We start from the raw sequence: 11,744 nt of genomic DNA, 5'->3' as shown, positions 1-11,744 counted from the left end.
TACTTGAGGAACCAATTGGATATTTCAGGTCGCCCTGATCGACCCACGTTTGAATGTCGTCAGTCTTCAGCCAGCACATATCGCCCCGGTATTGCTGCTGATCTTTCGGAACAGCCTCAACGTAGATTGAAGTGTAATCTAGGTAGCCAATATCTTGCGACCCTGTAAATCGAACGGTCCAGCCATTCTGAAGCCAAATGCCGCCACTCGCGTTTAACTGGCGAAAGTTTGCGGATGCGGCTGCGCCTTGTCCCTCTGCTCCAACCGCCCCAGCAAACGAATTTGAATCCATCGCATCGGCGGCTTCGGCGCTTCCGGCACACGGAATTAGACCCGTGATCTTTGCTGTATGCCCGATGATTTCGGGACGACTGACAACGCAACCAGCGAAGATCATCAGGCAGGGTAGAGTCATAAATAAGGGCCTGGTAAAGCGCATCACACATATCCCCAATGACGAATGGCGTTGGCGTGTAATGGGCCACAACTCCCACGACCGCAACGATCTACCGCCATTATAGCAAACTGTCGAAGGGGCTCCTCGGGCTCTAGTTCACGGCTATAGGATGCTTGGCCTATTTCCTAAAACAGAATTGGCGCTCAGCCTAGAGTAAGAGCCCAGTGACGCGTTTTACCGCCAGGCACCGATCTGATGAAGATCGAAAACATCCGCATGAAATTGAGTCAAGAGCAGCATGGCAGATTAGTAGCGCGACTTGGGGAGTTCAATGCACTCGGCCCATGCCCGGGATGCGGGAACGAAAAACGTCAAGCTCCTCCGTACCTTGTGCGCCTTATCGCCCAAGATGCGCAATCGCAAATGGATTTTCAGGTGGGCTTAGCATGCGCTACGGTGGGATGTGGAGGCTGTGGTCTTATTAGTTTATACGATATCAAACAAATTGGCGTGGACCTAATTACCGAATGAGGCCAGCATTTCAGCCACGACAGACCGCTACATCGGGGTCAAAAGTTCATTGAGAGTTTCTTCCGTTTTTGCGCCTCTAAGTCCCCGAAGACTACGTGTCTTCTCCATAGTTTTGCCGAGGAAGTTGGACTGACAATGGTTTCTTCTCCGGCTGAGACGAACTCGAACCCACCATCTTGGCGAGATCGACTTTTAGTCTCTTTAGTAACTTGATGTTAGTCGAACGGTCCTTTTCCGATTCCATGATTTTTCGTTCCGTGAGCGTAATTCTCCGACGAAGGCTTCGGATCGTTGCATCACGATCTGTCATCTCAACATGGCCCGATTGCTTCCGCTGGTTTGGCCACATTAGTTTGTATTTTCCGTGCCGCCTGCGCCGCCTGTGATCCGGCCCCGGACGCTCCTCAGGACTTCCACCGAGGTCCAACCATGTTCGACGATACAAGGGATAAATTGTGCGCTTCAGGCGCTTCTGCTCCGCCTTACTAAACTCTTCACCAGCATTTGGTCGTATTTTCAAAGCGCCCACAACAAAACGCATTACCTCTGGCGCTGGCCTGGCGTGCATCTTGACCGGGGCTTCGGAAGAAAGCAGGTGCATATGACAAAATTGGACGAGCACTTTACGTAGCGCAATATCGTCAATCTGGAAAGCATCCATCCTTCTCTCCTAGTACGCTAACGCAACCAGTGAACGATAGCGATTTTGAGACGGCGATCTTCTTTGCGAAGCCTGGTGTTTTCCGTCTAGCGCCTGTCTAACGGACCAGCCCGATTTAGGCACTACAGGTTGGGACGGAACGGGAAATTACTACCCCTATTTAAGCACTAAATAAGGGCCTCCAGCACTAGATGGGATACGTCAACATCCCTGGTCGGGGATTTGAAGACCGTGCGAGCCACCAGACCCGTACGCTCCCATGTGCCGTGATGGAGCAACCCGCGCCGTGAAGCGCGGGTTGCTGAATGTTTTTACGGGCGGATGTAATCGAAGCCGTGCTGTTCGAGTTGCATGATGCGTACGACGCCGGCGGGCACCATAACGGCCTGGGGAACCAGGACCGGCGCTTTGCCGAGCGCTTTCGTGAATGCTTCGTACGTGTTATGGCAGGCGTCGAATTCCACGCCTTCGGCATCGAGCGATGCGATGTACTGCGCGACGGGGCTCTTGTCGAACAGGATCTTCAGCCCCGGCCCGTATGCGACAACGACGACCTGCACTTGCTCGGGCCCGAAATAATCGAGCAGATTCTTCGCATTGTTCAGCGTCAGCGTCCACACGGCCGGCGAATCTTGGCTCACCTGAATGACGACATGCGCTTTCGCAAACGGATGGCTATGCGTAAACGTCGGGTTATTGAAATCGAACGGCGCCAGGGTCGGCGTGGCGGCGCGAGCGCTGGGCGTCATGCCCAATGCGAGCCCTAGTAAAAGGCCCACGGCCGCAAGTATCCGTTTGTTCATCGTACTCAATTCCTCTGCTATGTAGCGCAACGATATGGCTGGAAATCCCAGGATAGCTTGTTAGCTGCCTCACAGCCATCCTGCAATAGACTTGATGCGAACGCCCAAATCAGCGCTGCGGCCGGCCTGAGAAGACGCGAAGGCGCAACGCTCCGTTGCTGCAATTTACGCGGCGCGTAATCGGGCGCTCGCGCGTTCCAAATATAGCGTGCGCGAGCGCGGGCACGAACCCAGGGTCCGGGCAAGCACAGCGGCCTTTCCGGTGAAGATGTGGGGGCCTTGCGTCCGCTCGCGTCGCGATTATGCCGATACCTATAGGGCGATGACTTCGACGAAAGAGGGCCGCCAGGCCGAGGCCGAGCTGCTCCAACGCCTGCTCTCGATCACGCACGACATTCTTGCCGCGCAGGAGATCGGTCCGGCGCTCGAGCAGATCGCGCGCGCCGTTTCGGAGCTGTTCGGGTTCACCTACGTCACCATCGTCGCCGCCGATGCCCCGGGCGAAGATCTGTTTCGCCGCGTCCTCCACGGGTTTCCCGAAGAGATCGTCCGCACGCGCCTGGGCGAGCGCATCGTCCGCGAGGACATTTTGGGCTTCCTCGAGCCACAATCCCAAGTGCTTCCCAACTGCTACTACACCCCGGCCGAGCACGAGACGTTCTGGGCCAGAAGCATCTATACGGGATATCGTCCGCTCGATGAATTACGGAGTGCCCCCGGGGCCTGGCACGAACGCGACACGCTTGCTCTGGTGCTGCCGGACCACGACGGCCAGATGCTGGGCTACCTCTCCGCCGATGCCCCTACGGACGGCAAGGTGCCCTCTCGCGAGACCCTGCGCAAAATGCAGCTCTTCGTCAACTTGGTCGGGCTCGCGCTCGCGAACACGCGCGCCCATCAGGCCGAGATCGAACGCCGCCGTATCCTCGAAGAGAACGCCCGCGTTCAAAACGAGTTCTTCAGCATGATCTCGCACGAAGTACGCTCGCCGTTAGCCGCCATCCGGGGCGCGAGCGCCCTCTTCGAAACGCACTTTGAATCGCGGGGCGCCGAGCGACGCCAGGAGGCGTGCTTTCAAGCTCCACGATGCGGCTCTCGTCCATTTTCGAGGACTTCTTGCTGCTTTCGCGGATGGAGGCGGGGCATCTCTCCCTGCGGGTCGAGCCGGTCGATCCGGTCCCGATTCTCGAGGAATCGATGGCGCGGATTCGTAGCGAGCACCCGGAGCGCACTTTTCATGCGGCCTATCTGGAGCCCGTCCCGGCGATGTTGGCGGACGTTGGGCGAACCGTGCAGATTCTCACCAACCTGCTCAAAAACGCCGTGAAGTACAGCTATCCCGATAGCCCCATCCACATCGACGTGCACGGCTCCGAGGATCGGGTGACGATCGCGGTGGTCAACGAAGGGCCCGGGATCGCCGAAGAGGACCGAAGCAAGCTCTTTACTCGGTTTGGCCACCTTGCTTTGGACGATGGCTCGATCGGGCTAGGCCTCTACATTTGCCGGGAACTCGTCACCAAAATGGGCGGCCAAATCGGCTTCGAAAGCGAGCCGGAGCGGCTCACGAGCTTCTGGTTTACGCTCCCGCGTGCCTAGCGGGCGCGCTAGGCGGTAGCGCAAAAGGCGTATTCTGTGGTAGAACTTCCCTCGTGAAGACCCGTCCTGATATCCGCAACGTCGCAATCATCGCCCACGTCGACCACGGCAAAACCACGCTCGTCGATGCCATGCTCAAACAGAGCGGCGTCTTCCGCGAGGGCCAGCATGTGGCGACCCGCGTGATGGACTCCAACCCGCTCGAAAAAGAGCGCGGCATTACCATTCTTGCCAAAAACACGGCGATTCGCCACGGCGACGTCAAGTTCAACATCGTCGATACGCCCGGCCACGCCGATTTCGGTGGCGAAGTCGAGCGCGTGCTGCAGATGGTGCAGGGCGTGTTCCTGCTCGTCGATGCGGCCGAAGGCGTGATGCCGCAGACGCGCTTCGTGCTGCGCAAGGCGCTCGAACTCGATCTCAAAGTCTTGGTCGCGATCAACAAAATCGACCGCAAGGATGCGCGCCCCACCGAGATCGTCAACGAGGTCTTCGACCTCTTTATCGAACTCGGCGCAAGCGACGAGCAAGCCGATTTCCCGGTCGTCTTCACCAACGGGCGCATGGGCATCGCAAAGCGCACGCTCGAAGATCCGAGCGAGAATCTCGAGCCGCTCTTCGAAACGATCGCCAATCACGTTCCCGAAGCCCCGGCCGAAGATGGGCCGTTCCAGCTGCTCATCTCCGCAATCGATCACAACAAATTCGTCGGACGCATCGGCATCGGGCGCATCTTCCGCGGCAGCACGCGCGTGAACGCGCCGATCGCCAAAGTCGGACGCGACGGCAAAGTCGAAATGGGCCTCCGCCTCACCAAGATGCTCACCTTCCAAGGGCTCGAACGTATCGAAGTCGAGGAAGCCGCCGCCGGCGATATCATCTGCGTCTCAGGCATCGAAGATTTGAACATCGGCGATACTATCGCCGACGCCGGCGCCCCCGAGGGCATTCACGCCGTCGCGGTCGACGAGCCTACGGTCTCGATGTTCTTCTCGGTCAACAACTCGCCGTTCGCAGGCCAAGAGGGCAAGTTCCTCACCTCGCGACAGATTCGCGACCGCTTGATGCGCGAACTCGAATCCAACGTCGCACTGCGCGTTGAAGATACCGAATCGGCCGACACGTTCGAAGTGCGCGGCCGCGGCGAACTCCATCTCTCGATCCTCATCGAAACGATGCGTCGCGAAGGCTACGAAATCGCCGTCTCCAAACCGCAAGTCATCATCATGGAACGCGACGGCAAGCGCTGGGAACCGGTCGAGTACGTCGTGGTCGACGTGCAAGAAGACTACGCCGGCGCCGTTATCGAAGCGCTCGGCAAGCGCAAGGCGATCATGTCCAACATGATCAACGTCGGCGATTCGCGTCGCCTCGAATACACGATGCCGACCCGCGCCATCTTCGGCCTGCGCGGCGAACTGCTGACGCTCACACGCGGCACCGCCGTGATGTCGCACACCTACTACGATCACCAAGAGTGGCAAGGCGAACTCCCCGGCCGCAACGTCGGCGCTCTCGTCGCCAGCGACACCGGCACGATTACCGCCTACGCACTCGCCGGCGTCGAACAGCGCGGCCGCTTCTTCGTCGGCCCCGGCGCCGAAGCGTACGAAGGCATGATCGTCGGCAAAGCCAACGACGATAAGGACATCGCGCTCAACGTCGTCAAAGCCAAGAAGCTCACCAACATGCGCGCCTCCGGTTCGGACGACACCGTGCGTCTCGCGCCGCCCGAGGAACTCTCGCTCGAACGCGCGATCGAATTCATCGAAGATGACGAGCTCGTCGAGGTAACACCGAAGACGATCCGCATTCGCAAGCGCATCCTGGATGAGAGCGAGCGCCTCAAGGCGCGCCGCCGCGAAAAGACGGCGACGTAGCGAGCTTAGGCAGCGGAAAAGCCGCGGTAGGGGCTAGATCGGGAGACGCCAAAAAATTTCATCCGTGAAATTTTTTAGCTCGAGCATTTTTTCGACAGAACAAGTTTTGAAATGGCCCTCCGGGCCAGGTCGAAAAAACTGCACGCTCCCAATCTAGCCCCTACCGCGGCTTTTCCGCTGCCTATAGGTTCTAGCGGGTCGCTACAACGCGCTTGCGCGGAGTGTCGATTGCACCGCGTTCGGTTCTTACCGGTGGTGTTGCAAGCGCTTCGTGGTGCTCTCGGCTGCGGGCGAGCAAGAACGGTAGCGCGGTGGCGCACATGGTGGCGAGCGCGAAGAATTTCGTGGCTTGGGCAGCCGAGATGTTTGCGGCTTGCGCTGCGACCAGCCCCTCCAACGTGCCGAGTGCGTGCGGGCCGTGCGCCGCGAGAAACTGCTGCACCGATGCGCGTCCGAGCGAAACCGATCCGGCGAGCGCGTTCTGTGCGATGGCGAAGCCGCGATCGAGGAGCGTTGCAGCATATGCCGATCCCACCGAGGCGCCGATTTGTTGGGCGAGTCGCGTCAGCGCGAGCGCTGCTGGAATCGTTGATGGGACGACGGCTTTGAAGAGTACGACGTTGAGCGGTACGAACACGAAGGCGAAGCCGACCCCGCTGAGCATCTGCGTGAGGACGAACGTTAGGAATGAGGAGTTGGTCGTCATCTGATAGGTCTGCAGCCATGTGGCGAGCCCGGCGACGAAGATGCCTGCGGCAGCGACGGCGCGCAGATCGATTCGCGGTTGGGAAACAACCCACGTGGTAATCGGATAGAGTATCGCGATCGTGCCGGCTCGCACCATCAGCAACATGCCGGCGAGCGTCGTGGTAAAGCCGAGCGACTCTTGCGTGTACTGCGGCTGGATGAACACCAATCCGAAGATCGCGCCGCCGACGGCAAAATTGATGACGGCGAGCGCCCATACGGAGCGTTGGCCGAATACGCGCAGCGCGACGCCGGGGTTTTTCGCGCCGTAGAGTTCCCAGAGCGTGAAGGCGAGCAGCGCTAGGAACGAGAGGGCCGCAAGCATCACGATATTGCTATCGCTAAACCAGCCGTCGCGTTCGCCTTCGTCAAGGACGTACTGCAATGCGCCTAGGCCGACCGCGAGTAGTCCGACGCCGAAGAAGTCGAACGACATCCGTCGCGGGCGCTCCGGGTCGCGCACGAATAGCATCACCAAGATCGTTGCCGCGATGCCCGGCAGCACGTTGATGAAGAACACCCAGCGCCACGAGGCTTGATCGGTCAGCAATCCACCGAGGGTTGGGCCGATCGTGGGGCCGATGACGACGGCGAGCGCGAACAGCGATTGGCTCTTGCCGAGCAGATTTGGTGGGAACGTGTCGCGGATGATCTGTTGCGCCGGCACCATTAATCCGCCGCCGAACGCACCTTGAATGAATCGTAGCGCGATCTCGGTCGTCGTGTCGTTAGCGAGGCCGCACAATACGGAAACCACCGTGAATCCCGCGATCGAAAGCGCGAAATAGTTACGCCGTCCGAGCAACGTGATAAACCACGGTGAGAGCGGGATCACGATGACGTTCGCAATGATGTAGGCGGTGACGAACCACGCGCCTTGATCGGTCGTAGCGCCGAGCGATCCGTCGATGGTGGGGAGAGCCACGTTCACGATCGTGGTGTCCGCGAGTTGCATGAGCGCGGCGAGCATGACGGCAGTCACGACGGCAGCACGGCGTGCGCCGTATTCAACGACGTTGGACATTGGGAGCCTTCCGGTGGTGCGGGCTAAGCTAGGGCAAAGACTGGTTGGTCGAGCAAGTCGGCATTTTCGAGCGCGATCTGCTCGAAAAACGCTTGGGCCTCACGTTCGGGCGCGCTGTATTCCATCACCGATGCGATGCTGGAGCCGTGGGCGGCGAGTTGGGCGCAGGCGCGCACGAAGTCGCTCCACGCCGAATGGTCGCCCTCGAGGAGCGCGGCCTCGTAGGCACGGGATACCCTTCGGGCTTCTTGTTGAAGGGAGGCGGAGATGCGCCCAAGGGCCTGCGCCTGCCGGGCGAGCGCGGCGTAGGCCGCGCGGGCGTCGGGGGTGAGACCGCGGCTGGACGTCTCCCGGTCGTCCATAGTACAATACATCTTGTACTGGATAATAGTACAATGGTTATTGTACTGTCAAGCGCTCCGCACAAAAAGATATGACGAACGAACAGCCGACTCGCACCTACTGGTTCCCCGAACGGGAAGACATCACGATCTACGGCGTATTGGCCGCCTTGAGCGACCCGACGCGCCTCGAGTTAGTGCGCCAGTTGGCGATCGGCGGCGAACGATGCCCCTATGAATTCTGCGACGTCACGAGCAAGCAGAATCTCTCGCACCATCTCAAAGTGCTGCGCGAAGCCGGGCTCATCACCGCTCGCTACGAAGGGCGCAAGAAGTATCTCTCCCTGCGCCGCGAGCTGATCGATGATATGTTCCCGGGCCTGCTCGCCGGGCTGCTCACGGCCGTCGAAGCGCTACCGCAAACGTAGCGCGCCGGCCGCATCCGCTATGCCATCGCCGAAACCGGCGCGGCCGAGCGGAACGTCAGCTCGCCGGTGACGTCGTTGACGCCTACCTCCACCGTGTCGCCGTCGGCGATATCGCCGGAGAGGATGCGGCGCCCGAGCGGGGTTTCCAGCTCCTTTTGAATCGTACGCTTGAGTGGGCGCGCGCCGTAGTGTGGATCGAAGCCCGCTTTCACCAGATGCACTTTCGCCGCTTGGTCGAGGACGAGCGTGATGCGCCGTTCGGCCAGCCGCGCGCGTAAACGCTGCAACTGGATCTCGACGATCTCCCCGAGCTGGTCTTCGGTCAGCGCGTGGAAGACGATGATTTCATCGACGCGATTGAGGAATTCGGGGCGGAAATGTGCGCGGAGTTCTTCCATCACGGTCGCACGCATCAGCGCCTCGTCGGCTCCGCCGGATTCGCCCTTGTAATCGAGAATGCGGTGGCTGCCGATGTTCGAGGTCATGATCACGATCGTGTTGCGGAAGTCGACCGTGTGGCCTTGCCCGTCGGTCAAGCGACCGTCGTCGAGAATTTGCAGAAAGACGTTGAAGACATCCGGGTGCGCCTTCTCGATTTCGTCGAAGAGGATGACCGAATACGGCCGGCGCCGCACCGCTTCGGTGAGCTGGCCGCCCTCGTCGTAGCCGACGTATCCGGGAGGGGCACCGAGCAGGCGCGCGACGGTGTGCTTCTCCTGATACTCGGACATATCGATACGAATCAACGCGCGTTCGTCGTCGAAAAGATACTCGGCTAGCGCGCGCGCCAGCTCCGTCTTGCCGACGCCGGTGGGGCCGAGAAAAATAAACGAGCCGATCGGACGATTGGGGTCGGCCAAGCCCGAGCGCGAACGCAGCACGGCTTCGGCGACCGAATCGACGGCCTGGTTCTGGCCGATGACGCGTTTGTGCAGCTCTTCATCGAGATGCAGCAACTTCTGCTTCTCGCCTTCGAGGAGTTTGGAGAGCGGCACGCCGGTCCAGCGCGAGATCACCTCGGCGATGTCTTCTTCGTCCACCTCTTCCTTGGAGAGACGGCCCTTCCCATTGTTGGAATACGCGGCGTCCTCTTCGGCTTTGAGCTGTTTTTCGAGCTGGGGCAGAGCGCCGTACTGCAGCTCGGAGGCGCGGCCGTAATCGGCTTGGCGCGTGGCCTGTTCGATCTGCACCTTCGTTTGCTCGATGCGATCGCGCAAGCCTTGCAGCTTGGTCGCGGCGTTCTTTTCGGTATCCCACTGCAGGCGCAATCCGGTCTGTTGCTCGCGCAGGCCCGCGAGTTCGCGTTCCAGTACGGCGAGGCGCTCGCGGCTGGCGCGGTCATCCTCTTTACGCAGCGCTTCGCGCTCGATTTCGAGTTGCATGACGCGGCGCGAGATTTCGTCCAATTCTTGCGGCATCGAATCGATTTCGGTGCGCAGCTTGGCGCCGGCTTCATCGATAAGATCGATGGCCTTATCGGGCAAAAAGCGATCGGTAATATAGCGATTGCTCATGGTCGCGGCAGCCACCAGCGCGCCGTCCTTGATCCGAACGCCGTGGTGCGCTTCGTAGCGCTCTTTGAGGCCGCGTAGGATGGAAATGGTATCTTCAACGCTGGGTTGGTCGACCACGATCGGCTGAAAGCGCCGTTCGAGAGCCGCATCTTTTTCGATGTACTTGCGGTATTCGTCAAGCGTCGTCGCGCCGATCATGTGCAATTCGCCGCGCGCCAACATCGGTTTGAGGAGATTGCTCGCATCCATCGCGCCATCGGCCTTACCCGCGCCGACAACGGTATGCAGCTCGTCGAGGAAGAGGACGATCTGCCCTTCGCTATTGGAGACGTCTTTCAACACGGCTTTGAGGCGCTCTTCAAATTCGCCGCGATACTTCGCACCGGCAATCAGCGCTCCCATATCGAGCGAGACCACGCGTTTGTTTTTCAAGCCCTCCGGCACGTCGCCGCGAACGATGCGCTGCGCGAGGCCTTCGACGATCGCGGTTTTACCGACACCGGGATCGCCGATGAGGACGGGATTGTTTTTCGTGCGGCGCGAGAGCACTTGCACGATGCGACGAATTTCGTCGTCGCGCCCGATCACCGGATCGAGCTTGCCGCGCTCGGCTTCGAGCGTGAGATCGCGCCCGTAACGCTCGAGCGATTTATACGTGCCTTCGGGATCTTTGGTGGTGACGCGCTGGTTGCCGCGGACGTCGCGCAAGGCTTGCAGCAACTTGTCGCGCGTGATGCCGCCTTCGCGGAAGAGTTGGCCGACCGCGCCGGATGCCTGCGACATCGCGAGCAACACGTGTTCGACCGACGTGTAGTCGTCTTGCAGCGCTTGGGCCTCGGTCTCTGCCGTAGCCATCACCCGCCCAAGCTCCGGCGAAAGGGTCACTTGGGCCGAATCGGCGTTACTGCCGGAGAGCCGCGGCAGCTTGCCGATCGCGGCGTCGGCGGCGCGTGCGACCGCCTTCGGGTCGGCGCCGGCCTTGGCGAGGATGTCCGGCGCGATGCCGCGCTCCTGCTCGAGCAGGGCGGCGAGCATGTGCTCGGGGGTCGTCTGGGTGTTGTGTTCGTGCAAGGCGCGGGTATACGCACCGTTGAGCGCATCCGAAACGCGCTCGGTCATCTTTTCTACGTTCATGGTTACTTAATTCTACTGCTATTTTGGAGAAAAAGTTGCAGGCCCACCCTGCCAAGGCAAGACCTGGGGGCTTGACTTAACAGGCAATATATTGTAGGTTGCTTATATATCATAAGCTATAGGAGCAGCTCTGCCTGATGTCCACATTCAATCTCGACCCCAGCCACTCCAGCATCGAATTCACCGTTCGCCATATGGTCTTCTCGAAGGTTCGCGGCTCGTTTACCGCCTTCACCGTCGATCTCGATATCGACGATGCGACCAACCTTCCGACCTCGATCAAGGCCTCGATCGACGCTTCCTCGGTCTCGACCAACGTCGCCGACCGCGACGCGCATTTGAAGTCACCCGACTTCTTGGATGCGGCGCAGTTCCCGACGCTGACGTTCGCAAGCACCTCGGTCACGGGCACCGCGGACGCGATGACGATCGCCGGAAATCTGACGATTCACGGCGTCACGAAGCCGGTCTCGCTCTCGGCAGCCTTCGATGGACGCGGTAAGGACCCGTGGGGCAACGATCGCATCGCCTACAGCGCGAATGCGAAAATCAACCGCAAGGATTTCGGTTTAACCTGGAACCAGGCACTCGAAGCGGGCGGCGTGCTCGTCGGCGAGGATATCGAGATCGCGCTCTCCATCCAAGCCGTCCGCGCAGGCCAACCCGCCCTGGCTTAATCCCCGCC

Annotated in this window: 12 protein-coding genes; 6 read left to right on the top strand and 6 right to left on the bottom strand. The window is 60.1% G+C overall.

Features of this window, described 5'->3' with window-relative positions:
• The coding region (locus VMW12_02570; protein ID HUZ48608.1) for a hypothetical protein at positions 1-442 on the bottom strand (442 nt) is incomplete at its 3' end.
• 210 nt (positions 443-652) lie between these two features.
• Here VMW12_02570 and VMW12_02565 point away from each other — a divergent pair.
• On the top strand, positions 653-928 hold the full coding sequence (locus tag VMW12_02565; protein ID HUZ48607.1) for a hypothetical protein: 276 nt from the start codon (positions 653-655) through the stop codon (positions 926-928).
• Positions 929-1,019: 91 nt separating this feature from the next.
• Here VMW12_02565 and VMW12_02560 read toward each other — a convergent pair whose 3' ends face one another.
• Both VMW12_02560 and VMW12_02555 read right to left on the bottom strand, forming a co-directional pair.
• A complete protein-coding gene (locus VMW12_02560) occupies positions 1,020-1,589 on the bottom strand; it encodes a hypothetical protein (protein HUZ48606.1) in 570 nt (189 codons plus the stop codon).
• Positions 1,590-1,900: 311 nt separating this feature from the next.
• On the bottom strand, positions 1,901-2,392 hold the full coding sequence (locus VMW12_02555) for a hypothetical protein (GenBank protein HUZ48605.1): 492 nt from the start codon (positions 2,390-2,392) through the stop codon (positions 1,901-1,903).
• Between the two features lie 322 nt (positions 2,393-2,714).
• Between VMW12_02555 and VMW12_02550 the strand changes: the two genes are divergently transcribed.
• Genes VMW12_02550 through typA form a run of 3 tightly spaced genes read left to right on the top strand, consistent with a single transcriptional unit; the run spans position 2,715 to position 5,871 of the window.
• Entirely contained in the window at positions 2,715-3,719 is a 1,005-nt protein-coding gene (locus VMW12_02550; protein ID HUZ48604.1) for a histidine kinase dimerization/phospho-acceptor domain-containing protein, read from the top strand.
• Entirely contained in the window at positions 3,683-3,991 is a 309-nt protein-coding gene (locus VMW12_02545; GenBank protein ID HUZ48603.1) for an ATP-binding protein, read from the top strand. Before VMW12_02550 ends, VMW12_02545 begins: the two co-directional genes overlap by 37 nt.
• 53 nt (positions 3,992-4,044) lie before the next feature.
• On the top strand, positions 4,045-5,871 hold the full coding sequence (typA, locus tag VMW12_02540; GenBank protein HUZ48602.1) for a translational GTPase TypA: 1,827 nt from the start codon (positions 4,045-4,047) through the stop codon (positions 5,869-5,871).
• Between the two features lie 190 nt (positions 5,872-6,061).
• Here the strand turns inward: typA and VMW12_02535 are convergent, their stop codons facing one another.
• A complete protein-coding gene (locus VMW12_02535) occupies positions 6,062-7,642 on the bottom strand; it encodes a DHA2 family efflux MFS transporter permease subunit (GenBank protein HUZ48601.1) in 1,581 nt (526 codons plus the stop codon).
• A gap of 23 nt (positions 7,643-7,665) precedes the next feature.
• The gene (locus tag VMW12_02530; protein ID HUZ48600.1) at positions 7,666-8,004 is read right to left on the bottom strand and encodes a hypothetical protein; all 339 of its coding nucleotides are present in this window, start codon (positions 8,002-8,004) and stop codon (positions 7,666-7,668) included.
• A gap of 71 nt (positions 8,005-8,075) precedes the next feature.
• Between VMW12_02530 and VMW12_02525 the strand changes: the two genes are divergently transcribed.
• Positions 8,076-8,411 carry a metalloregulator ArsR/SmtB family transcription factor gene (locus VMW12_02525; GenBank protein HUZ48599.1) on the top strand — a complete coding sequence of 112 codons (336 nt, stop codon included), beginning with the start codon at positions 8,076-8,078 and terminating at the stop codon, positions 8,409-8,411.
• Positions 8,412-8,428: 17 nt separating this feature from the next.
• On the opposite strand, the gene clpB is transcribed toward VMW12_02525, so the two are convergent.
• Positions 8,429-11,059: an ATP-dependent chaperone ClpB gene (gene clpB, locus VMW12_02520; protein HUZ48598.1), complete on the bottom strand. Its 2,631-nt coding sequence runs from the start codon at positions 11,057-11,059 to the stop codon at positions 8,429-8,431.
• Between the two features lie 137 nt (positions 11,060-11,196).
• On the opposite strand from clpB, the gene VMW12_02515 reads away from it, so the two are divergent.
• Positions 11,197-11,736, top strand: coding sequence for a YceI family protein (locus VMW12_02515; protein ID HUZ48597.1), 540 nt, complete (start codon positions 11,197-11,199; stop codon positions 11,734-11,736).
• Positions 11,737-11,744: the final 8 nt, after the last annotated feature.

The organism is Candidatus Dormiibacterota bacterium, assembly GCA_035532835.1.
Taxonomy (GTDB): Bacteria; Vulcanimicrobiota; Vulcanimicrobiia; order Vulcanimicrobiales; family Vulcanimicrobiaceae; genus DAHUXY01.
This window is presented reverse-complemented; position numbering and strand designations above follow the sequence as displayed.